Below are 22,345 nucleotides of genomic sequence, written 5' to 3'. Positions count from 1 at the left end.
CTACTTTCAGTTTTATTAAAAAAGGTGAATTAATCTTTGGTGTTTACTCGCGTTAATGCTGGTAAAGTAATAGGTGGCTACAGCCATTTATCATGAGATTACTAAAAACGTATCCAGCTAATCACCTTATGATTTATAATAAGTTGAACTTAGCCTAGTGATTGAATAACAACAGACTTTCTTGTGGAGTGTATGCTTGATAAGCACTTCTAGCAGATTTAGAGCATTGTGTAGAACGGAGTCTAGTCATTGAGTTTCATGTAAGCTCAACTTAAGAAAATGCTAATGTAAAAGTAGTTAAAAATTTTTGAAGGCCCGAAGGGCTTATTATTTGAGTATTTTAACAATGTACGGTGCATCGTACGCCATTTACGATTAGGATAAATATGAAGTTTTTTAAAGAATTACCTATATTTCATAAAATATTAGCAATACTAGCGATTGCAATTTTGAGCTTTGTTATTAATTTACTTATTAACATTACTGCCATCTCTAAAAACCAAATATTATTACAAAAAATTCAAAATACTACGATTCATTTGGTTAACTTAACCAGTGAAAATGTCAGTACTTGGCAACGTGTAGATGAGCTCTACAACCAGAGTGTCTCTTTTGGTGATGAAGAGTTAGTTGATCAAGCTAGTCAGTTAGTTACGGTGTTAACCGGTAATTTAACGCGTATTGATTCACTTGAACCCTCATTTTCCGATACTTCTACTCTGGTCTCATTAAGCAACGAGTATAATGACATCGCGCGAAATATTTCAGTAGGATTTATCAAGGAAGAAATCGATTTTCAATTGGCCTCAACAAAGACTAGTATTGATAATAAAGCAGATATTTACCAAAAGGTTACTGACCGCTTAGCCCAGGAAAAAGAAAAGGCGGCTAAAGTATTTAATACCTTGGTTGAAGAAACAGTGGCTAACTCTAGTGACTCAAGAGATTTAAGTATTTTAGTGGGTATTTTACTTTTGGTTATGATGTCACTATTGAGTATCGTCATCGCACGTTCAATTAGTCATTCAGTATTAAATATTGATGCTTCTTTAAAAGAACTGGCAGAAGGTGATGGTGATTTAACCAACCAGATTGAAGTCATGAGTCAGGATGAGTTAGGCAGTGTTGTTAAGAACTTTAATGCTTTTACTCAGTTACTAAGAGGTATTGTTTCAGATGTCATTGATGTTGTGCCACCCCTTACCAAAAGTGCTGAACAATTGGCTGAAAAGGTACGTGATGTTGATGCTAATGTACAAAGCCAAGCAGAAGTGGCTGAAATAACAAAACAATCTATGGTTGAAATGCAATTTAGTGTTACTGATATTGCTAAGTCTGCGGCAGAAGCCGCAAATGCTGCAGGTTCTGGAGAAGCAGAAGTTAATCGAGGCATGGAGAATGTTCAGCGTTCTTTACTTATCTCAGGTGAATTAGTCCATGAAATTGGTAATGCCGCGGATGTGGTTGATAGGCTCGCTAAAGACTCACAGAACATGAATAAAATTCTTGATGTTATTAATGGTATCGCCGAACAGACAAATTTATTAGCGTTAAATGCTGCCATTGAAGCGGCTCGAGCGGGCGAGCAAGGCCGAGGCTTTGCTGTAGTTGCCGATGAAGTTAGAAGTTTAGCTTCGAGAACAGCGTTATCTACTACTGAGATTCGTGGTTTACTAGATAAGCTCATTTCAGCGGCTGACCAGTCGGTAAGTACCATGGGATTAGCGCGAGAAAAAGCAAATACCAATGAGGAAATATCACTTGCAGTTGATAAATCTTTAACAAATATAAAAGAACAAATCGGTCATATTAGTTCAATGAACAGCCAAATTGCTACGGCAACAGAAGAGCAATCTTGCGTTGCTGAGACCGTTGTTAATAATATAGAGCAGATGTATAACAGTTTTGGAGCGACTCAAACGGCGATCGAAGAGATTGGTAATGTGGCTCATTTAGTTGATAAAAATGCCATTCAATTACAGAAGGCAACATCGAAGTTTAAGGTTTAAGACCTTTACCCTTCCATTAAAAGAAATTCGATGATTTTGTTCATATCTAGATCAAAATCATCGGCTCTTACCCCTCGAACAATAAAGTCTTCATTGTCGGATAAATTTATATCTTCAGCCATTACGTAACGGCCATCTAGAGAATTATAGAATGAACGCACATTAGGATTGATTGGATCGCCATCATTTCTGCTTTCGACAATAGCCAGTTTATTGGAACTCAATTCGACTAATGAACCAACAGGATAAATACCCATACACTTGATAAATAAGTCGACTAAACGCTGATCTAAATGCTCTTTTTGCGCCAAACTTCGTAAAATACTAAATGCTTTTATATGGCTATAACCCTCTTTATAACAACGGTTGGCGGTTAGGGCATCAAAAATGTCACAAATGGCAATCATCCGACCATATTTCGTGATTTTTTCTTTAGGGATGTTATAAGGGTAGCCAGTACCGTCGAGCTTCTCATGGTGGAGTGCAGCAACTTCAAGACTCAATTCGGAAATACCCGGCGTCGACTCTATTATTTTTATCGAATGGTTTACGTGGCTTTTCATAATGGTAAATTCAGCTTCTGTTAACTTACCCGGTTTATTTAAAATGCTATCTGGGATATTAATTTTACCGACATCATGTAAAAAAGCACCAACTGAAAGTAACTGAATTATTTTTTTGTCTATTTTTAAAAAGCGCGCAAAAATCGTCATTAATACAGAAACCGATACTGAATGCTCGAGTAAGTACTCATCTTTTTTCCTGATATTGATCACACAGGCTAAGGCATCCGCATTTTTAAATACGGTATCAATGGTTTTATTCGTTATTTCAATAACGGGTGTTAGGTTTATATTTCGTCCTTGTTGAGCATCTGAAAATACTTGCCGTTGAATCTCTTTTGATTGATTAAAGAGTTTTTTCGCTTTGCTTATCTCTAAGATAATGGGGGATTTATTACTTGCTGGTAAGGGCGTCTCTTTTATACGACCAACAATATTATTATCGGCATCGAAGGTGAGTGTTTTGCTGGTATCAATTAATAAACTTTCGACGCCCCTGCTACGCAAATTACCTATAACCTTGATATTTTTTATATGGCCAGGGGTTGTTAAGCTGTAAGCGCCTCGTTGTTTGGCGATATCAACCACATAATGCCCTTTTAATAATCCTGAAATTTCAATTTCAACAATCATAAATAATATACTCGTTAAACTAGCAGCTGTTTTCTATTATTCTTTAGTTGATATAAATGGGTATCCGCCTCTTTTAGCAGTTCGTCCATCGAACGTCTACCATCACTTGCTGCTACCCCACAGGTTATTGTAACGGGTAAAACTGCTTGTTGATAAGGCATAGGGTTTTTGATAAAAAACTCGCTTAAACGTTTTGCTGCTAGTTCTGCTTCTTGGTATTTTTGGCTTGCCAATACCACAACAAATTCATCGCCTGCGAAACGAAAACATCGGTCATTTTCTCTTATTAATCCTTGTAAATTTGTCGCTATATAAGCCAGTACTCTATCACCACAATCATGACCGTATTGGTCATTAACTTGTTTGAAATCATCACAATCAACAAATAATAGTGAAAAGGGAACGCCATACCTTTGCTGTCGTACTAACTCCTCGGCAATAAAAATTTCCATTAAACGACGGTTGGCAACACCGGTTAAGCGATCATAATGTGCCATGTATTCAAGTTGCTCTCGAATGAGCACATTGGATAAGCACAAACTTACTTTAGTAGCGAGTTGCTCTAAATGAAAGGTGCCGAGTATATTACTAAAGCGACTTTTATCTCTATCAGAAAACAATAGGCTACCAAAAAGTTGCCCTTCTAGTATTAAGGGAATAAGCGCAATAGATTGTGCTTCTATAAGTAATTCAGTAGGTATAACAGCAGGTAAATTATCTAAATCATTCGTTAGGAAAGGTTTACTGTCATGATGAAAAGCTTTTAGCTGCTCTAAAGATATTTTGTTACTATGTCGTTGTTGCCAATTCGATTGCAATCGTTCATTGAATAAATAGCTGATCGGTGTTGGTTCAACCAAAAGTAAAGTAATCTCAGTGATATCAAATTTTTGTTGTATGGAGTTCAACAAACGTTGGATAAGTTCTTCACAAGATTTACTTTCAAGTACTTCTTTTTCTATTTCAAATAGCTTTAGTGCAATGTTTTCATTAGCTTTTGAGTTGGCGATTAGTTGCTCAATTTCTAATTCTGACATAATCATTTCTTGTTTTATGAAACCGTTTTAATTGTGTTCTTTTCAGAGCTATTGTGCAAGGGCTTAGTCAGGTCCCCTTTGTTAATCGCTATATTTACTAAAACATCACTTTTAAACGCTAAGGTAGTTGTGATAATGGTATTAATATTGCTTAACCTTTAATCGTTGATAAGAGAGGATGTTGGCAACAAAAAAATGTCAGTCTTTATTACTTAACCTTTTTTATGTTCAGCCGATAATAAGTTAATGCTTATATATTTTTTTGAATTTTTGGATTGTCATTTATGCGATTTTTATTAGTAATTTTAGCGTTGTTATTTTTTATAAGTAATACCTGCTATGGTCAAAAACTTGAAGCAGTGCAAATTTATACAGATAACCAGCTTTTGGGTTTGATTAAAGAGAATAAACATTTGGGGCAAGTTGTGCTCGACGAATGTCAGCTTGTACAAGACATTGAAGCACGAGCCACTAAATCAGAATACCCTTCGTACCAATTTCTTTGGGGGGATATGCTAGCGTATGGTGTCTGTGTTAAAAAAGATGTGCCGCTTGGACTTCACTTTATGAAAAATGCTGCAGACCAAGCTTTGCCTGAGGCACTTGAACAACTGGGGCGTTACTACCATACCGGTAAATTTATGCAGGTTGATGTAGAAAAAGCAATGTTTTATCTCAAAGAAGCCGCGGCAGTAAATAATTTAAAAGCACAGATCCGTTTAGCGGATATTTATGCACAAGGCTATGGTAGTCCATTAGACTACCCAGAGTTATATACACAACTTCATCACTCAGTTACCGATGATAAAAAAATTCATCAGCAAATTGCAAAAATATTATCAGCGTTGGCAGATAAAATGCCGGAGCATGTTGTTAATTCAGCCAAAGAAGGTAAATTTTAAGCTGTTTTTTATGTGATGACATTTTTTATCGCATTACTCTCTTAATAGCTTTAGCTAGTAAATCCCATAATTAACATGGGGCTAAACGATTTATATTGCGTTATTAAATTTTAAAAAAGCATCATCATTCGATAAAATTAATGTCTATCGACAGCGTTTTTAATTACCACTTAAAACCAACGCTTTGAATGGTAACGGGTATAGGTATATAATTGCTGTATTAACACATTAATCGAGTTTATCCCCTGAAAGATCCTCATCAAAAACGCGAAGCACAAAAATACGACAATCCAGTGGCGAGTCGAGAATTACTATTATCAGTAATAGAAAACTCTGCTGTGCCACTTAATTTTAAAGCGATATGCAAAGCTTTGAATTATCATGATGAAACGCATCATGTTGGCGTAAAACGACGTTTGCGTGCTATGGAAAATGCAGGTCAGCTTGTTTTTAATAAACTTAAGCAATATGTCATTCCTGCCAAAAATAGTTTGATCACGGGTAAAGTTACCGGTCATCGTGATGGTTTTGGCTTTTTTATACCTGACATTGCTAAAGGTGAGAAGCCAGGCAAAGATTTTTATATTTCATCTCATGAAATGCAACGGGTATTCCATGGTGATATTGTTAGCGCTATTTTAGTGGATCGTACCGATCGCAAAGGCCGACAAGAAATTAAAATAATTGAAGTCATTGAACCGCGTAAAGCCGGTATTGTTGGCCGTTTCTATGTTGAACATGGTATCGCTTATATTGTTCCAGACGATGCGCGTATTAAGCAAGATATTTTGATTGAACCCGAAAGCAAGCTTGGTGCACGGCACGGACAAATGGTGGTGGTCAATGTTCTGCATCGCCCATCAAAACGCAATAATGCCGTAGGTGAAGTGATTGAAGTCTTAGGTGACCATTTAGCACCAGGCATGGAAATTGACATTGCTCTACGTGAGCATGATTTACCGCACGAATGGTCTTCTAGCGTTATTGAAGAAGTTGCAACAATAGCAGACGAAGTCGAAGACGAAGCAAAAATTTCACGAGTTGATTTACGTGACTTACCGCTAGTTACTATAGATGGCGAAGACGCCAGAGATTTTGATGATGCTGTTTACTGTCAGCCTGAAGAATCCGGTGGCTGGCGTTTATGGGTGGCTATAGCCGACGTAAGTTACTACGTACGTAATGGTACAGCGCTTGATGATGAAGCTATATCTCGTGGTAATTCGGTGTATTTCCCGAGCCAAGTTATTCCTATGTTACCGGAAAAACTATCTAACGGTTTATGTTCATTAAACCCTGATGTTGACCGTTTATGTATGGTTTGTGAAATGACTATCAGTGCGTCAGGTGAGTTGTCGGGTAGTAAGTTCTACTCTGCGGTTATGCGCTCACATGCTCGTTTTACTTATAGTAAAGTAGCAGCAATTCTATCGGGTGAAGACGCAACCGAAAAGGCAGCGTTGCGCGAACAATATCAGCCATTAGTCGGCGATTTAGAAAATTTATATCAAATGTATTTAGCATTAAAGACCTCGCGAACTAATCGTGGTGCCATTGCCTTTGAAACCTCCGAGTCTCTATTTTTGTTTAATAGTGATCGTAAAATAGAATCGATTGTGCCGCTTATTCGTAACGATGCGCATAAAATCATTGAAGAATGTATGGTTTTAGCGAATGTGGCAACGGCAAAATTTGTAGAAAAACACCAAATGCCGGGCTTATTCCGTGTTCATGACAAACCGAGTGAAGATAAGTATAAAAACTTTGTCAGTTATTTAACTGAACTCGGCATATCCTTGCCAACACGAGAGCAACCTGAACCTGCTGATTACGCTAATATTTTAAACCATGTTCAAGGTCGTCCAGACCAAGAGTTGATCCAAACCATGTTGCTGCGCTCTATGCGCCAAGCAGTTTATCAAAGTGAAAATTTAGGACATTTTGGTTTAGCACTCGAGTCTTATAGTCATTTTACTTCGCCAATTCGTCGTTATCCAGATTTGGTTATTCATCGAGTGATTAAAGCGATTCTGGCAAAGCAAGCACAAAGCGCTAACGAAAGTAATGAAGCGAATGCCGGATTTTACCAATACTCACCTGAAGAAGTTATTGAACTAGGAGAGCATTGTTCAATGACCGAACGTCGTGCTGATGATGCGACTCGTGATGTTGCTGATTGGTTGAAATGCGAATTTATGCAAGATCACGTTGGTGATACTTTCACCGGTGTTATTTCAACCGTTACTAATTTTGGTCTATTTGTACGCTTAACCGATTTACATATCGAAGGCTTAATTCATATAACCTCTTTAGGGCATGACTATTATCACTTTGATGATGTTCGCATGTGTTTGAGCGGTGAACGTTCGGGCACTAAATATCGTATTGGTGATGTTTTAGAAGTTAATGTTGCCGCAGTAAACTTAGATGAGAAAAAAATAGATCTCGTTTTGTCGGGTGAACAAGCCCCGAAAAGTAGTGGTAAACCTGATGGTAAATCGAAAGCTAAAAGTACAGGGCTGAGAAAAAACGCCGATCAGGGCTTTAATAGGCCCAAGGGAACTAGCGACAAAGGAGCGCCTAAAAAGCCAAAAGACAAGAAAACAGAAAAATCAAAAGCTAAAAAGCGTACCGCACGAAAAAAACGTCCAGGTAAAAATGCTCGTAAAACGGCTGAGTAATATCGGTTAAAAAGTCGTAACGATTAACGTTCGACCGATACGTAATGAAGCTCGATATAGAGTAATTAAAGAAGAAGTTGAAAAGAGAATAACATGGCAAAACAAGACGAATTAGTATTTGGCATTCATGCTGTTAATGAATTAATTAAACGTGCTCCAGAACGCTTTATTGAGCTTTTTTTATTAAAAGGTCGTGAAGATGAACGGTTAATGACGATCATTAATTTGTCAAAAAAGTATGACATATCCACCCAGCTTGTTAGCCGTAAGGTCCTTGATGAAAAAAGTGATGGCGAACAGCATCAAGGCGTCTTAGCACGTATTACTCAAGGAAAAACTTACACCGAAAATGATCTCGTTGATATTCTAGCCCAAGCCAAACAAAAAGATGAAACACCCTTTTTATTAATTCTTGATGGTGTCACCGATCCTCATAATCTTGGTGCGTGTCTTAGAAATGCAGATGCGGCCGGTGTACAGGCTATTATTGTTCCAAAAGATAATGCGGCCCGCTTAACAGCAACAGTGCGTAAGGTTGCTGTTGGTGCAGCTGAAACCGTGCCATTGGTACAAGTGACAAATTTAGTACGTACGATGAAACAGTTGCAAGACAATGGTGTTTGGATTATTGGTACAGCAGGAGAAACGGATCATTGTTTGTACGATGAGAAATTAGCTGGCCCAATGGCATTAGTGATGGGCGCAGAAGGCAAAGGTATGCGTCGATTAACCCGTGAAAACTGTGATCAATTAGTTAAATTACCTATGGCTGGCAGTGTTTCAAGTTTAAATGTTTCTGTTGCTACCGGCATTTGTTTGTTTGAAATAGTACGCCAACGCCGTTAATGCTTACCTACATTTATGGTAGTTAAGTTGCTCCACAGCTTTAAACCTCAATAAAATCATCAAAGAAGTCATTTTCTTGGTGATTTTTTTGTTTATTGCCCTGTATCCTTATATTTATCTTGCCTTCGCTGCTTATATTTACTACACTTCGCGACCTTAATTCAGCCCGAACTTTTTGTTCCTTGCCTCTTTCTGGTGTTTGGCTGAGCCAGCTAATGAGGCTACAACCGTAAGGAGCTCGTAATGCGTCATTACGAAATCGTATTTATGGTTCACCCTGATCAGAGTGAACAAGTACCTGGCATGATCCAGCGCTATACAGACTTGATCAATGCTGCTGAAGGCAAAGTCCACCGTCTTGAAGACTGGGGCCGTCGCCAATTAGCATACCCAATCAATAAATTGCACAAAGCACACTATGTTTTATTAAACATTGAAGCGCCACAAGCAGTTATTGATGAGCTTGAAACAGCTTTCCGTTACAATGATGTTGTTATTCGTAACATGATCATGCGTACTAAAGACGCAGTAACAGAAGCGTCAGCAATGGCTGCTGCTAAAGAAGAACGTCGCGACGATCGCCGCGAAGTTAAGAAAGATGCTCCAGCTGTTACAGAAGCACCAGTTGCTACTGAAACTACAGAAGAAGCTGCGAGCGAATAAGTAACTCGTGACAAACTCTCTTTATGAGAATTGCCTTGTGTTGGTAGGTGAAGTGGTAAAACCACCGAAAAAATCAACAAGCCCTGCAGGTATTCAGCATTGTCAGTTTTCAATGGACCATAAGTCCATACAAAATGAAGCTGGCATGAACCGACAAGCATTTGTCCGGATACAGGTTGTCGCAACAGGTGAGCTGTCACAAAACTTAACTCGTGATTTAATTGCGGGCAGTAAGCTCAAAGTGACTGGTTTTATAAACCGTCATGAATCAAGAAATGGTAACCCACTTCTTGTCTTACATGCTCAACATATTGAAATGATTAATTAAGGTGGTTTTTTGGTTGGTTAATCTACCCAATAAAGACACCATATTTAGGAGAAATCCATGTCTCGTTTTTTTAGACGTCGTAAGTTCTGCCGCTTCACAGCGGAAGGTGCTACCTCTATCGATTATAAAGATATTGCTACACTGAAAAACTATATCACTGAAAGTGGTAAAATCGTTCCTAGCCGTATTACTGGTACTGCCGCTAAATATCAACGTCAACTTGGTCGTGCGATCAAGCGTGCTCGTTACTTAGCTTTATTACCATATACTGATTTACATAAGTAACCTAAAAAGGGGTTTTGAAAATGGAAGTAATACTTCTTGATAAAATCGCCAAATTAGGCGGCCTTGGTGACAAGGTATCAGTTAAATCTGGTTATGCACGTAACTTCTTATTACCGCAAGGTAAAGCAGTTTTTGCATCTGAAGCTAACGTTGAACATTTTGAAGCACGTCGTGCTGAAATTGAAACAGCATTAGCAGCAACTTTAAAAGCTGCTGAAGCTAAAGCTGCTAAAATCGTTGAATTGGCTGAAATCACTATCGCATCATCTGCGGGTGAAGAAGGCAAATTATTCGGTTCTATCGGTACTAAAGATATTGCTGATGCAATTACTGAAGCAGGCGTTGAAGTAGCGAAAGCTCAAGTACGTATGCCTTTAGGTACAATCCGTGAAACGGGTGAATTCGAAATCGCAATTCACTTACACAACGATGTTGATACTAACATTAAAGTTGTTGTTATCGCTGAAGCTTAATTTAGTTCGCTAAATTACGTTGATAAAATACCGTTATTTCTTTTTAAGAATAGCGGTATTTTTTTGCCTATTGTTTCCGATAGTATAAATATTTTTACCTGAAAATTATCACTGTAAAATAATTCCCCTCTAAAATATCATCAAAAAGTAGGTATACTCCAGTCGTTAGCATTAAGTAAACCTCGTTCAATTAAACCGCCAATACCTTGTAAACCACCAGTATGTAATAAGACGAGGCGATGTCCTTTAGGAAAATACTGCTGATCTATTAAGTCTAATAACGCTAAAATCATTTTTCCTGAATATACAGGTTCAAAAATGAAACCTGTTTGTTGGCTAAAGCTTAATATTTTCTCCACATCTTCTTTACTAAATTTAGCATAACCGCCACGGTGAAATTCTGGCATTATTTGCCAATTACTGAAATGTAGATTATCACCGAGCAGGCTATTTACTTGTTCTGTTAAGTAACCATCTTGCTTTAATACGCCAATCCCTAAAAGATTATGCTGATTATTATCTGCTTTTATAAGTCCGGCTAATGTACCACCACTACCCACAGGCGTTACTAAAGTATCAAATTCACATTGTTGATTTAATTCAGTTATGACTTCGCCAACGCCAGCTAATGCTAAGGTGTTACTGCCGCCTTCAGGCACAATTAAATAGCCAGGGTATGTGAGTTGTAATTGAGCTAAGTACTCCTTGTTTTCACGAAGTCGATAGGATTTTCTGTCAACAAAGTGCAGTTCCATGCCCCATTGCTGGGCCATCGAGAGGGTGAAGTTACTCGCATATTCTTTTTCACCACGAATAATACCGATACTTTTTAACCCCTGCTGATGGCAAGCAAAGGCGAGGGCGTGAATATGATTAGAAAAACTACCACCAAAACTTATCACACCAATATAGTTATGTGCTCGGGCGTGGCGTAAGTTAAATTTTAATTTACGCCATTTGTTGCCAGATATTATCGGATGAATAATGTCGTCTCGTTTGATCGAAACAGAGAGTTGATGCTTCTCAAATAAAGGGTGGATGATTTTCTGTAAAGGAGATTCTGTTTTCATAAAAGGTAATGTTATTCTTTACTTAAATATAACTACTCGATAAAAAACTTGCGCCTTCAATGGAATAGGGGATAATGATTTATAGACATCTGACTATAAATAATAATATTGATAAATGTCACTTATTAAAAAAATAAATAATTTTTTCTCCAAAGTTGAGTCCAAAGACTTGTTAGGTGTAAGTTTACATCAGCATTCTTTTGCTTTTTTTTCCTGTCCAGAGCAGGGGGAATCTCAGTTTCAACAAATTAACTCGCCATTGGCAGAGCATCCTCAACAGATTAAAATTCAAAAAGAAAAGTATCAGTTGCAAGGGCAATGTCATCTAGTGCTGGCTTCATCACAAACCCAAATATTGCAAGTCGACAAACCCAATATTCCCGATAATGAATTAAATGCCGCTTTAAAATGGCAGATTAAAGATCTCGTTAACCATTCTCCAGAAGATATGGTACTCGATTATTTTGACGGTCCAACACTTTCTGGTGGCAATGACAAAATAAACGTTGTTTGTGCTTCTAAAAAAGAATTATTAGCCTTAATTGGTCCACTTAATCAAGATGGGCTAATATTGAAGACGATTACTACCGAAGAATTCGCCTTTGCCAGTTTATTGCCAGTGAAAGATGATGCCTGTTTAATGGTATGTCAGCAACCTAACGAAGAAATAATTTTATTGATCGTTAAGCAAGGCAAAGTATTCTTCTCTCGTCGTTTACGTGGTTTTGCTCATATTGCAACCAAAACAGAAGAAGAGTTATCGTTTGGCATTGTTGATAATTTAAACCTTGAAATTCAACGCTCAACTGACTATTTTGAACGTCAATTAAAACAAGCACCTATACGCAGTATTGAAGTTATTGTGCCGATGGCTAATGAGGCGTTACTTGCACGTAAATTGGCTGAAAACACCAATGTTGCTGTGAACTTATTCACCATGCCTGAAGGTTTTAACCATGCACGAGAGTTTGCGGTAAGCTTAGGAGCAACAAAATTGAATAATATGGAGCCAATAAAATAATGGCAAAAAATTCAATTAATTTACTACAACAAGACTTATTGCCTAAACAAGTGCTGGTGACTTTACCCCGCGTTGTTATGCTTTGGTGTTTAACTCTCGTCTTTATGTTGTCTTGGACTTTTTTCAACCTTTATCAAGTAACTGAATTGACGGCTAAGTACGTAGCGCTTTCTCAAATAAAAACTAATCAAGATAACCAACTTGCTCAACTAGAAAATAAGCTCAAAGCGAACAGGGCAGACGTAACAGTGCTTGAAGAACTAGCAATGTTGAAAATTGTTTTGAAAAATAAAAGTGTGCTACTGAATGAATTAACTGATCGCACTCATACTTCGGTGGCAGGCTTTGCCTCATCGATGACAGAACTGTCTTTAATGCATCATAAAGACATTAGTTTGCAGCATGTTAATATTACTTATCAAGATTTAACGTTTTCTGGTGTGGCGCGAACGCCAGAAGCTGTACCCGCATGGTTAGCTAAATTTGAAACATCAAAGTTTTTATCAGGTAAATCATTTATTAATTTTTCTCTTAACGAAAATGAGCAAAAGCTTACCGAATTTTTAGTTAGTTCTAAATCAAAGACCGGAGGCGCCGATGAATAAACAATGGCAAGCGTATAGTGAAAAATATTTAACGATTACTCCTCGTGAACAATATATGGTGTTATTAACTGGGTTAGTTGCCATTATATTTATTATTCATAACTTCTTTATTGATGATAACGCGCTAAAGATTGTTAAGCTTGATAAGCAAATTATACAAGTGAACAACGACAATCGAACAGCTAAAGCTTCTATATTAATTTTTGAAGAAGGCTTGTCAAAAGATCCTAACGAATCATTAAATAAGCAAATTTCACAATATAAAGATAAATTAAATAAGGTTGATGTAAATTTATTAAAACTTACCTCAGACTTAATAGACCCTGTTCAAATGCGTTACGCGTTAATGCAGTTATTAAAAACCCAGAAAGGTGTTTCTTTACAATCATTTCAAGTTATTGCTGCACAGCCGATGAACATCGCTAGTACAGCGACTGCGGTTACCGATGATGGCACTAAAACGGCTATCGTTAACTCTGACCAGCCAGAATTGATACTTTATCGTCATGCGATAAAAATTAAACTCAGCGGTAGTTACTTTCAATTACGTGACTACTTAACACAGCTGGAAGCATTATCTTGGAAGTTTTTTTGGCAAGAGTTTACTTACCAGCTAAAAGAATACCCAGTGAGTGAGTTAGAAATAGAAATGTACAGCTTAAGTACTAAACGGGAGTTTATAGGTGTTTAAAATCTTAACTTTCAACAGTATTTTTTTTATAATTTTGCTGACTTCTATTGTGGCTAACGCTCAAGATGTTGACCCAACTAAACCGCTTTCAGGTACTGATTTTTCATCAATGAGTAAAGCTCAAACGACACCGAAAGCAGAATTAATATTAGAAAGTATTATTCATGGTGTAGAAGTACACACTGCTGTTATTAATGGCCAAGTGTTAAAAATAGGTGATTTTATTCGCCAATATGAATTAGTAGCTGTGAACAATACCAGCGTGGTCTTACGTTCAGCAGAAAAACGCTTAAAGCTCAGTGTTTTTTCTAGTGTCGTGGTTAAATCAAAATGAAAAGATATGATCAAATGAAAAACACTCAAAGAAAATTTTATTGTTTCACCTTACTGTTAACTTTGTTTGGTTGTCAAACGGCGCCAGATAAACCAACTGAAATGATTAATGCACTAGACAAAGCGATTGAAGAATCGAGTAAACCTGCGCCTAAAGCATTGCAACAAGTGCCAAGTGCTATTCAGCAAGAATTAATGCAACGTAATGTTAGCCAAGCTCGAGAGGGTTTATTGGCAGAAAAACGCTTAGAAATTGCCGCTAGCGATGTTAGCGCACAAGAGTTTTTCGCAGCCTTAGTCGACGAGTCAGCGTACAGCGTTGTTGTACATCCCGACGTAAGCGGTACGATTACCTTGAACTTGAAAAGCAGTACGCTTAATGAAGTGCTTGATGTTGTTGAAGAGGTTTATGGCTATGAAATTAGACGTAGTGGCAAAATAGTACAAGTTTATCCAGCCGGTATTCGCACTGAAACTATTCCACTAAATTATTTGTTTGTTAAACGCTCAGGCATGTCGAGTACTAGTATTAATTCTGGTGGCGTGTCAGAAAATGACCAAGGTAGTGGTAATAACTCAAATAACAGTTCAAACGGTAATTCAAACAATTCTGGTAATTCAGGTGGTGGAAACAACCAAAATAGTCAGCAAGGAAGTAGCGGTATTAATATTTATACTGAGACCACATCTGACTTCTGGGCTGAATTAAAAGAAACGCTAACGGTATTGGTAGGTTCTGAAGAAGGCCGTTCAGTTTTTGTTTCTCCGCAAGCAGGCTTAGTGACTGTTCGCGCTTTTCCAGATGAAATAAAAGTCATTAAGAGTTTTATTAACGATACAGAAACTCATTTACGTCGCCAAGTCATTATTGAAGCTAAGATTATGGAAGTTACGCTCAACGATGATTATCAGCAAGGTGTTAAATGGGATCAAATTTTAGGCAGTATTGGTAGCACTAACTTAGCTTTTTCAACGTCTGGCTCCATCGCTGGCAATGTTATTTCAAATACTATTGGTGGCACAAGTAATCTTACCATTAACAATAACGATTTTTCAGGCGTTATAGATTTACTCTCTACCCAAGGAAATGTTCAAGTATTGTCAAGCCCAAGAATTACCGCTACCAATAATCAAAAAGCGGTAATTAAAGTCGGTGGTGATGAATATTATGTTACTGAGGTTTCAAGTACGACGACTACCGGTACGTCAACTACTACTACACCTGAAATTAACCTAACCCCTTTTTTCTCAGGGATTGCTTTGGATGTTACCCCTCAAATAGATGGTAATGGTGAGGTTATTCTTCATGTTCATCCTTCAGTTACTTCAACTGATGAGCAGACTAAAGTTATTAAACTTGGCAGTGAAGAAATAATTTTACCCCTTGCACAAAGTAGCGTACGTGAGTCCGATACTATTATTCGTGCTAAATCAGGTGAAATAGTGGTGATTGGTGGGTTAATAGAAACACGTAAAGTGATGTTAGATTCAAAAACACCTTTTTTGGGCGATATTCCATTTATGGGAGAGTTATTTAAAAGTAAAAGTGAAACTACCCAGAAAAAAGAACTGGTGATCATGTTAAAGCCGATTGTTATTGGCCAGGATACTTGGAAAAATCAATTACAAGATGCTCGCTCATTATTGAAACAATGGTTTCCTGAGGAAAATGATTTTTCTCAAAGTGAAAAAGGTAGGTCTGATGATTCTAGCGACAATGAATAATAGCTAAAATCTATGTACCTTTACCACTTTGGTTTAACGGAACTTCCGTTTACATTAACACCAAATACTGCATTTTATGTAGGGTTAGAGCCGCATAACGAAGCGTTAGCTGTCTTACTAACCGCGCTAAAAACAGGTGAAGGCTTTATAAAAGTTATCGGTGAAGTCGGTACGGGTAAAACCCTACTTTGCCGTAAACTGCTTAATGAAATACCTGAACATTTTGTAACCGCTTATATTCCTAACCCTTATTTAAAACCTGATGAATTACGACGAGCGGTGGCGGTTGAATTAGGTATCAAACAAGCACAGCGAATGTCAGTGCAATTGCTTACTCAACGTATTCAACAGCGATTATTAGAACTTCATTTAGCCGGTCATTCGGTAGTGCTTATACTTGATGAAGCACAAGCTTTACCAGAAGAAAGCCTAGAGGCTTTACGCTTATTTACTAATTTGGAAACTGAAACACGTAAACTTTTGCAAGTTGTGCTGTTCGCACAGCCAGAATTAGATGAGCGCTTAGCGACGAAAAGATTTAGGCAGTTAAAGCAACGTATCACTTTTTCTTATAAATTACGTGCGATGACAGCGCCAGAAGTTCAACGTTATATTCAACATCGTATGCAAGTTGCTGGCTATAAAGGTGCTTCTTTATTTAGTGCCGCCATATCGAAGAAGGTGGCGAAAGTTAGTTTAGGGATCCCACGTTTAGTTAATGTGTTATGTCATAAAATGTTGATGTTAAGTTATGGCCAAGGTCAATATCAGATAACGAACAAGCATTTATCTGTAGCGATAGAAGATACCGAAGCAACAACTCAAGCGAGCAATGTTAAAGGCTATTTAAGTATTACGGGTCTGATCATTTCAGCCATCTTAATTGTCTATGTTTTAAAAAATTATGGAGTGATCGCTTGAGCGTAATTAACCAGATGTTAAAAGATTTAGATCAGCGTAAAGCTCAACAACAAGGTTCGAGTGATTTTACCGTACCTGTTTCTTCAGCGTCCTTAAATAAAAAAACTGTTTTTATCAGTTTACTGATCATTATTTTATTAAACATTTGCGGTATTTTTGTTTGGCAAATGTATGTTGAAAACCAAACATTAAAAATGTCTAATTCTTCAGAAATTAATCGAGTTGGAAAAAAAGCCGAGCAAAATCAGGTCGTAATAAGTGAAAGTTTAGCGCAACTACAGAACAGCACTGAACCAGTAAACATGACCCAAAATAGCGTTGTAGCATCTAAACAGGCTAGTTTGAATAATAATTTGAAAGGAGAACAGCTAATTCAAGTTGATTTAAACCAAGCTAATTTAGCTGAAACTCTGTCTCAGAATATTACAACCGAAGAAGCGCCCAGTAAGATTGATGCACCAGAGACAAAAAATAGTGGCTTAGTGAATGACTCAAATATTCAACAAGCGTCAATTGACTCTTTAGCGCCAGTAGCGAAAAAATCAACATTAACAATATCTCGAAAAGCACTAACGCCTTATCAACTTGCTGAGCAAAAATTAAAACGTGCTGAGCAAGCGCTTGCCAACAATGATATTTCTAAAGCAGAGACTATGTTCGAAGATGTATTATTAGTTCTGCCAACACATAAAACAGCGAGAAAACATTTAGCGGCTTTATGGTTTGGGCGTCAATCTTATGCTGCTGCGTTAAACTTACTTTCTCAAGGCATTAACTTATCCCCTGATGATAGCGAATTTCGGGTGATGCAAGCTCGAATTTATTTACAGCAAAACAGACTACAACAAGCATTCGCCACTTTAAATAATATGCCGAATGTCAATGATGTTATTAATGTCGAATATCAGAGTTTACGCGCAACAACAGCGCAGCAACTTAAGGAATTCACATTTTCTGCACAAGCCTACCAAATTTTAGTTAATATCGAACCTACTTCGGGGCGATGGTGGTTGGGCTTAGGCGTCGCTTTGGACAGCAATAGTGAATTTAAGCAAGCAAGTACGGCGTATCAAAACGCATTAACTAAAACAGGGTTATCTGCAAGCGCTGAGAATTTTGCCCGTCAGCGTATTATCGAGTTGGGAGAATAATTATGGCAGCACCTAAATTAAAAATGCGCCTAGGCGATTTATTAGTACACGAGCATATCATTACTAATGAACAATTAATGCAGGCACTGAATAGCCAAAAAGCGACAGGACGAAAACTAGGTGATACCTTAATTGAACTTGGCCACATCGGCGAGCGTCAATTACAAGAGTTCTTAGCGCAACAGCTTAATGTTCCTTTCTTAGATATTAGTCAACGTCGTATTCCCAATGAAGTCGCGTCATTATTACCAGAAGTTCATGCACGTCGTTTACGCGCGTTAATCATTGAAGACCAAGGTGAAAGTGTCTTGCTAGGGATGAGCGACCCTGCTGATTTAAGTGGTCTAGACCAGCTTGAAAGAATGCTTGCTCCGAAAAAAATAAACCTTGCTGTAGTCATGGAGTCACAGCTTTATCAAGCATTTGATGGCTTGTATCGACGCACAGCAGATATTGAATCATTCGCCAGTCAGTTAGAAGAAGAGTATGAACAAACCACTGATTTCGATTTATCATCAACATTTTCAGATGACAGCGGTGATGCAACGGTTGGTAAATTATTACAATCGGTCTTTGAAGATGCGGTGCAGATGCGTGCCTCTGATATCCATATTGAGCCAGATGAAAATCTATTGCGCATTCGTCAGCGAATAGATGGAGTATTACAAGAAAATATTTTAAAAGAAAATAAAATTGCTTCAGCCATGGTTTTACGATTGAAACTAATGGCTGGCTTAGATATTTCAGAAAAACGTTTACCACAAGATGGCCGTTTTAATCTTCAAATTAAAGGCCATAATATTGATGTGCGTATGTCTACTATGCCAGTACAGTATGGTGAATCGGTCGTTATGCGATTACTTGACCAGTCTGCAGGTTTGCTGTCTCTCGATAAAATTGGAATGCCTGCCGACTTAGTCGCCCGTGTTCGTCACCAAATTACCCGGCCACATGGTATGGTGCTAGTTACAGGGCCAACAGGTAGTGGTAAAACAACAACTTTGTATGGCGCGTTAACCGAACTTAACCAAGCGAGTAAAAAAATTATTACCGTGGAAGACCCCGTAGAATATCGTCTACCTCGGATAAATCAGGTGCAAGTCGCACCAAAAATCAATTTAAATTTTTCAACAGTGTTACGTACTGCACTTCGTCAAGATCCCGATATTATTATGGTTGGCGAAATGCGAGATCAAGAAACGGTCGAAATTGGTTTGCGTGGCGCATTAACAGGTCACTTAGTGTTATCAACACTGCATACTAATGATGCCATTACCAGCGCCTTACGATTAATTGACATGGGTGCGGCGGGCTTTCTTGTTGGTAGTTCACTACGTGCGGTGATTGCACAACGTTTAGTACGCAAGGTCTGTGAATACTGTCTTGAAGATCATTCGCCAGACAGTCAAGAAATGATGTGGTTGACTCATCTTGCTGGTGATGAAGCCACAACAGCCAGTTATAAAAAAGGTCGTGGCTGTCGGTCATGCCAGTATACAGGTTATAAAGGACGTATAGGTGTATTCGAATTATTAGAAATGAATGATGCGATGATGGCGGCTTTAAAACGTGATGATGCTGAAGCATTCACTGAATTAGCAAAAGCTAATCCTACTTTCACACCGATAGCACAAGCGGCATTTAATTATGCTAAACAGGGTATTATTAGCGCAGAAGAAGTACTTCGTTTAGTTGATAGTATTGACGTTCAGGGTTAAGAGTAGACTTACTTATGGCTATATTTAGTTACGTAGGCAGAAATGCTAGCGGCTCACAAGTTAAAGGGACAATAGAAGCAACAAACGCTAATACGGTTGCTGAGCAATTGTCACGTCAAGGCATTATTCCAGTAGCTATTAATAAATCAAAAGATAGCGGTTCAACTGATATAGCAAATATAGATATTGGTGATTTACTGGGCTTTTCTGTTATATCACTGGATGAACTCATTGTCTTTTGTCGACAAATGTATGCACTTGTTCGTTCGGGCGTGCCAATATTACGCGCGATCAACGGTATGGCAGAATCAAGTACATCTGATAAATTAAAAGTTGCTTTAACTGATATTGGTAGTCAATTAGAAGGGGGCTACACCCTTTCAACCGCTTTAAGTAAATACCCTAAGCTTTTCTCACCTCTATTTGTTTCGTTAGTCCATGTTGGCGAGAATACTGGACAGCTAGATGGTTCGTTCTTAAAGCTGGCCAATTATCTTGAACGAGAGCAAGACACCCGTAAACGAATAAAAACCGCCTTACGTTATCCAAGTTTTGTCCTCGGCGCCATTGTGATTGCTATGGTCATTTTGAATATTTTTGTTGTTCCTACATTTGCCAATATGTTTGCAAAGTTAGGCGCTGACTTACCCGTGACTACAAAAATGCTAATTGCCAGTTCGAATTTCTTTTTAAACTACTGGCCTCATCTGCTTGTAGGAAGCGTATTTGGCTTCTTTGGCCTAAAAAATTATTTAAAAACTGAACGTGGTATGTATTTATGGGACCGATTAAAAACAAAATTACCGGTTGTCGGAGGGGTGATTGAACGGTCTATTCTGTCACGATTTTCCCATACATTTGCCATTGTACTTAAAGCCGGTGTTCCTTTAACAACAGGATTAACCTTAGTTGCAGACGCCGTAGATAACACTTATATGCGAGATAAAATTTTAGCCATGCGCGGTGGTATTGAAAGTGGAGATAGTTTATTGCGCTCAGCCAATGCCAGTAAGTTATTTACGCCTCTCGTTTTACAAATGGTGGCTGTTGGTGAAGAAACCGGTCGAGTAGACGAGCTTCTAGAAGAAGTTGGTGATTACTATGAACGCGAGGTTGATTACGAACTGAGTACGTTAACGGCTCGTATTGAGCCGATAATGATCGCTATTGTTGCCGCTATGGTATTGGTGCTTGCACTGGGTATATTTACTCCAATGTGGGACATGATGTCGGCCTTTAAAGGTAAATAGTGTTTGTCTTTAATTGTTACGTTTGATTATTATCAATGTAATGAGCCTATGACTTGAAACGTAGATCAATTTAGCTTGTTGATTTAATCGTTGAGGTATTTATAGCCTAATAATTTTTATGGATTAAGTTAGTTATAATATGACATTACAACAGGTAAGTGCTAAAAAGGGTAAGTCGTTAGCTGAAAACCTGATCATACTCGCTATGATTGGCTTACTTATGGCGACATTCCTCTATTATTTTTTTAAACAAGAGCAGCATTTATCACGTGTAGGTTTTGATTCTGTTGCCAATACATTTTCCGCACGAGTTATAGGTATTCATGCGCAATGGTTTATGGATAATAAACCCAGCTGGGTCTTGATCAAAGAAGCAACAGCAGTCAATGGCGATCGCGAAAATAATCGCATTGCCGTAAACAAATTGGGTTGGGTTGATATAGCCACTGTAAATAGCCTAAGTAATGAAAATGAGTGTCAGAAAATATGGCAACAAGTGTTAGCAACACCTATGATTTATATAAAACAGCCTATTTCAGCAGTAATAGTCAATATAAAAACTAATCAAGTGGGGCAGCAACAAAAATATCTTTGCCAATATAGCTTACCTTCGGGTGAATATTTCGAATATCACCCAAGCAACGGTAAGGTTACTGAAATAAAGATACATTAATAAAAAGTAGTGAATTTGTTTTATATACGTTAATAATGCTATAAAAGTACACTAAGTAAGTGACTTTATTAGTAAATCGTTGTTAGAATCAATTTATAACACTAGTCAAAGCGCTAGCAAAACGATAGAAGAGGTTGTGATGAAAAAACAAGCAGGTTTTACACTCATTGAATTAGTCATTGTTGTGGTTATTTTAGGTTTCTTAGCGGTAACGGCCATTCCTAAATTTATTGATTTAACTGATCAAGCTAAACAAGCCAATATCGAAGGTATGGCAGGTGGTTTTGCAACGGGTATTTCTCTAGCTAGAGCTCAGTGGGAAGCTGAAGGGCGCACGACTACTGGCACAAATAACACCACAGTTTATGATGGTGTGAGTCTAACATTAACCACTGAAGCAGCAGGTGTACGTCCTGGTTATGTAACGGGTTTAACCGATGGGGCAACATTAGGTGGTGGTTTCGACGCAGCTAACTGTAAAGAAATTTGGGATAATATTTTTCAACAACCTCCAACACTAGAAACATTTGCTAACTCAGACAGTACAACAAATTATATTGTTGCTGAAACAGGTGATGTCGCTGACTCACATTGTATTTATTATTTAACAGAAACATTGAATAAAGACGCAACAACGGGTGCTTTTGTTGACCCGGGTGTAGCAAATATAGGCAACAATTTTACCTATTATCCTGCGACTAGTCGTGTAGAGATTAATATTGCAGTAATAAACTAATCGTTAGATAGATAAGAATTTAAAATTAAAT

At 37.9% G+C, this 22,345-nt stretch carries 22 protein-coding genes; 19 read left to right on the top strand and 3 right to left on the bottom strand.

From position 1 onward, the window contains the following. Positions 1–386: 386 nt before the first annotated feature. Complete coding sequence (locus H4J75_RS02755; RefSeq protein ID WP_070375539.1) at positions 387–2,009, top strand: methyl-accepting chemotaxis protein; 1,623 nt, start codon at positions 387–389, stop codon at positions 2,007–2,009. A gap of 5 nt (positions 2,010–2,014) precedes the next feature. On the opposite strand, the gene H4J75_RS02750 is transcribed toward H4J75_RS02755, so the two are convergent. Both H4J75_RS02750 and H4J75_RS02745 read right to left on the bottom strand, forming a co-directional pair. Then, entirely contained in the window at positions 2,015–3,205 is a 1,191-nt protein-coding gene (locus H4J75_RS02750) for an HD-GYP domain-containing protein (RefSeq protein ID WP_182221281.1), read from the bottom strand. Positions 3,206–3,219: 14 nt separating this feature from the next. Then, positions 3,220–4,242, bottom strand: a complete 1,023-nt coding sequence (locus H4J75_RS02745) for a DUF484 family protein (protein WP_182221280.1) — start codon at positions 4,240–4,242, stop codon at positions 3,220–3,222. Positions 4,243–4,526: 284 nt separating this feature from the next. Here H4J75_RS02745 and H4J75_RS02740 point away from each other — a divergent pair, with 284 nt between their 5' ends. From H4J75_RS02740 to rplI, 7 genes are all read left to right on the top strand, one after another. Then, positions 4,527–5,144, top strand: a complete 618-nt coding sequence (locus tag H4J75_RS02740) for a tetratricopeptide repeat protein (RefSeq protein WP_182221279.1) — start codon at positions 4,527–4,529, stop codon at positions 5,142–5,144. A 293-nt stretch (positions 5,145–5,437) separates the two neighbouring features. Then, a complete protein-coding gene (gene rnr, locus H4J75_RS02735; protein WP_404842397.1) occupies positions 5,438–7,825 on the top strand; it encodes a ribonuclease R in 2,388 nt (795 codons plus the stop codon). A gap of 93 nt (positions 7,826–7,918) precedes the next feature. Then, positions 7,919–8,671, top strand: a complete 753-nt coding sequence (gene rlmB, locus H4J75_RS02730) for a 23S rRNA (guanosine(2251)-2'-O)-methyltransferase RlmB (protein WP_070375544.1) — start codon at positions 7,919–7,921, stop codon at positions 8,669–8,671. Between the two features lie 243 nt (positions 8,672–8,914). Then, on the top strand, positions 8,915–9,334 hold the full coding sequence (gene rpsF, locus H4J75_RS02725; RefSeq protein WP_070375545.1) for a 30S ribosomal protein S6: 420 nt from the start codon (positions 8,915–8,917) through the stop codon (positions 9,332–9,334). Between the two features lie 37 nt (positions 9,335–9,371). Further along, positions 9,372–9,662 carry a primosomal replication protein N gene (gene priB, locus H4J75_RS02720; protein WP_083277989.1) on the top strand — a complete coding sequence of 97 codons (291 nt, stop codon included), beginning with the start codon at positions 9,372–9,374 and terminating at the stop codon, positions 9,660–9,662. A 57-nt stretch (positions 9,663–9,719) separates the two neighbouring features. Beyond that, complete coding sequence (gene rpsR / locus H4J75_RS02715; protein WP_070375547.1) at positions 9,720–9,947, top strand: 30S ribosomal protein S18; 228 nt, start codon at positions 9,720–9,722, stop codon at positions 9,945–9,947. Between the two features lie 20 nt (positions 9,948–9,967). Beyond that, entirely contained in the window at positions 9,968–10,420 is a 453-nt protein-coding gene (rplI, locus tag H4J75_RS02710; RefSeq protein ID WP_182175428.1) for a 50S ribosomal protein L9, read from the top strand. Between the two features lie 140 nt (positions 10,421–10,560). Here the strand turns inward: rplI and H4J75_RS02705 are convergent, their stop codons facing one another. Further along, complete coding sequence (locus tag H4J75_RS02705) at positions 10,561–11,490, bottom strand: 1-aminocyclopropane-1-carboxylate deaminase/D-cysteine desulfhydrase (protein WP_182221278.1); 930 nt, start codon at positions 11,488–11,490, stop codon at positions 10,561–10,563. Positions 11,491–11,605: 115 nt separating this feature from the next. On the opposite strand from H4J75_RS02705, the gene H4J75_RS02700 reads away from it, so the two are divergent. From H4J75_RS02700 to H4J75_RS02650, 11 genes are all read left to right on the top strand, one after another. After that, positions 11,606–12,511, top strand: coding sequence for an MSHA biogenesis protein MshI (locus tag H4J75_RS02700; protein WP_182215563.1), 906 nt, complete (start codon positions 11,606–11,608; stop codon positions 12,509–12,511). Continuing rightward, the gene (locus H4J75_RS02695; protein ID WP_182221277.1) at positions 12,511–13,116 is read left to right on the top strand and encodes a PilN domain-containing protein; all 606 of its coding nucleotides are present in this window, start codon (positions 12,511–12,513) and stop codon (positions 13,114–13,116) included. The genes H4J75_RS02700 and H4J75_RS02695 overlap by 1 nt, the downstream gene beginning before the upstream one ends. After that, positions 13,109–13,807 carry a hypothetical protein gene (locus tag H4J75_RS02690; RefSeq protein WP_182221276.1) on the top strand — a complete coding sequence of 233 codons (699 nt, stop codon included), beginning with the start codon at positions 13,109–13,111 and terminating at the stop codon, positions 13,805–13,807. The genes H4J75_RS02695 and H4J75_RS02690 overlap by 8 nt, the downstream gene beginning before the upstream one ends. Positions 13,808–13,856: 49 nt before the next feature. After that, the gene (locus H4J75_RS02685; protein ID WP_182221275.1) at positions 13,857–14,141 is read left to right on the top strand and encodes a hypothetical protein; all 285 of its coding nucleotides are present in this window, start codon (positions 13,857–13,859) and stop codon (positions 14,139–14,141) included. 14 nt (positions 14,142–14,155) lie between these two features. Continuing rightward, positions 14,156–15,865, top strand: coding sequence for a pilus (MSHA type) biogenesis protein MshL (gene mshL, locus H4J75_RS02680; protein ID WP_182215556.1), 1,710 nt, complete (start codon positions 14,156–14,158; stop codon positions 15,863–15,865). A 12-nt stretch (positions 15,866–15,877) separates the two neighbouring features. Continuing rightward, on the top strand, positions 15,878–16,786 hold the full coding sequence (locus tag H4J75_RS02675) for an ExeA family protein (RefSeq protein WP_182215554.1): 909 nt from the start codon (positions 15,878–15,880) through the stop codon (positions 16,784–16,786). Beyond that, positions 16,783–17,937, top strand: a complete 1,155-nt coding sequence (locus tag H4J75_RS02670; protein ID WP_182221274.1) for a lipopolysaccharide assembly protein LapB — start codon at positions 16,783–16,785, stop codon at positions 17,935–17,937. Before H4J75_RS02675 ends, H4J75_RS02670 begins: the two co-directional genes overlap by 4 nt. Before the next feature lie 2 nt (positions 17,938–17,939). Further along, on the top strand, positions 17,940–19,655 hold the full coding sequence (locus H4J75_RS02665; RefSeq protein ID WP_182221273.1) for a GspE/PulE family protein: 1,716 nt from the start codon (positions 17,940–17,942) through the stop codon (positions 19,653–19,655). Between the two features lie 14 nt (positions 19,656–19,669). Continuing rightward, on the top strand, positions 19,670–20,905 hold the full coding sequence (locus H4J75_RS02660) for a type II secretion system F family protein (protein WP_182221272.1): 1,236 nt from the start codon (positions 19,670–19,672) through the stop codon (positions 20,903–20,905). Positions 20,906–21,044: 139 nt separating this feature from the next. Then, positions 21,045–21,578, top strand: coding sequence for a hypothetical protein (locus tag H4J75_RS02655; RefSeq protein ID WP_182221271.1), 534 nt, complete (start codon positions 21,045–21,047; stop codon positions 21,576–21,578). Positions 21,579–21,717: 139 nt separating this feature from the next. Further along, the gene (locus H4J75_RS02650) at positions 21,718–22,314 is read left to right on the top strand and encodes a type II secretion system protein (RefSeq protein WP_182215546.1); all 597 of its coding nucleotides are present in this window, start codon (positions 21,718–21,720) and stop codon (positions 22,312–22,314) included. Positions 22,315–22,345: the final 31 nt, after the last annotated feature.

The organism is Colwellia sp. BRX10-1 (assembly GCF_014077545.1).
In the GTDB taxonomy this organism is placed as follows: Bacteria; Pseudomonadota; Gammaproteobacteria; order Enterobacterales; family Alteromonadaceae; genus Colwellia_A.
This window is presented reverse-complemented; position numbering and strand designations above follow the sequence as displayed.

What these genes read in the sequence shown, in the direction of transcription:
- H4J75_RS02755 (WP_070375539.1), top strand. Translation starts at nt 387, where the DNA reads ATGAAGTTTTTTAAAGAATTACCTATATTTCATAAAATATTAGCAATA.
- H4J75_RS02750 (WP_182221281.1), bottom strand. Translation starts at nt 3,205, where the DNA reads ATGATTGTTGAAATTGAAATTTCAGGATTATTAAAAGGGCATTATGTG.
- H4J75_RS02745 (WP_182221280.1), bottom strand. Translation starts at nt 4,242, where the DNA reads ATGTCAGAATTAGAAATTGAGCAACTAATCGCCAACTCAAAAGCTAAT.
- H4J75_RS02740 (WP_182221279.1), top strand. Translation starts at nt 4,527, where the DNA reads ATGCGATTTTTATTAGTAATTTTAGCGTTGTTATTTTTTATAAGTAAT.
- rlmB (WP_070375544.1), top strand. Translation starts at nt 7,919, where the DNA reads ATGGCAAAACAAGACGAATTAGTATTTGGCATTCATGCTGTTAATGAA.
- rpsF (WP_070375545.1), top strand. Translation starts at nt 8,915, where the DNA reads ATGCGTCATTACGAAATCGTATTTATGGTTCACCCTGATCAGAGTGAA.
- rpsR (WP_070375547.1), top strand. Translation starts at nt 9,720, where the DNA reads ATGTCTCGTTTTTTTAGACGTCGTAAGTTCTGCCGCTTCACAGCGGAA.
- rplI (WP_182175428.1), top strand. Translation starts at nt 9,968, where the DNA reads ATGGAAGTAATACTTCTTGATAAAATCGCCAAATTAGGCGGCCTTGGT.
- H4J75_RS02705 (WP_182221278.1), bottom strand. Translation starts at nt 11,490, where the DNA reads ATGAAAACAGAATCTCCTTTACAGAAAATCATCCACCCTTTATTTGAG.
- H4J75_RS02700 (WP_182215563.1), top strand. Translation starts at nt 11,606, where the DNA reads ATGTCACTTATTAAAAAAATAAATAATTTTTTCTCCAAAGTTGAGTCC.
- H4J75_RS02695 (WP_182221277.1), top strand. Translation starts at nt 12,511, where the DNA reads ATGGCAAAAAATTCAATTAATTTACTACAACAAGACTTATTGCCTAAA.
- H4J75_RS02690 (WP_182221276.1), top strand. Translation starts at nt 13,109, where the DNA reads ATGAATAAACAATGGCAAGCGTATAGTGAAAAATATTTAACGATTACT.
- mshL (WP_182215556.1), top strand. Translation starts at nt 14,156, where the DNA reads ATGAAAAACACTCAAAGAAAATTTTATTGTTTCACCTTACTGTTAACT.
- H4J75_RS02675 (WP_182215554.1), top strand. Translation starts at nt 15,878, where the DNA reads ATGTACCTTTACCACTTTGGTTTAACGGAACTTCCGTTTACATTAACA.
- H4J75_RS02665 (WP_182221273.1), top strand. Translation starts at nt 17,940, where the DNA reads ATGGCAGCACCTAAATTAAAAATGCGCCTAGGCGATTTATTAGTACAC.
- H4J75_RS02660 (WP_182221272.1), top strand. Translation starts at nt 19,670, where the DNA reads ATGGCTATATTTAGTTACGTAGGCAGAAATGCTAGCGGCTCACAAGTT.
- H4J75_RS02655 (WP_182221271.1), top strand. Translation starts at nt 21,045, where the DNA reads ATGACATTACAACAGGTAAGTGCTAAAAAGGGTAAGTCGTTAGCTGAA.
- H4J75_RS02650 (WP_182215546.1), top strand. Translation starts at nt 21,718, where the DNA reads ATGAAAAAACAAGCAGGTTTTACACTCATTGAATTAGTCATTGTTGTG.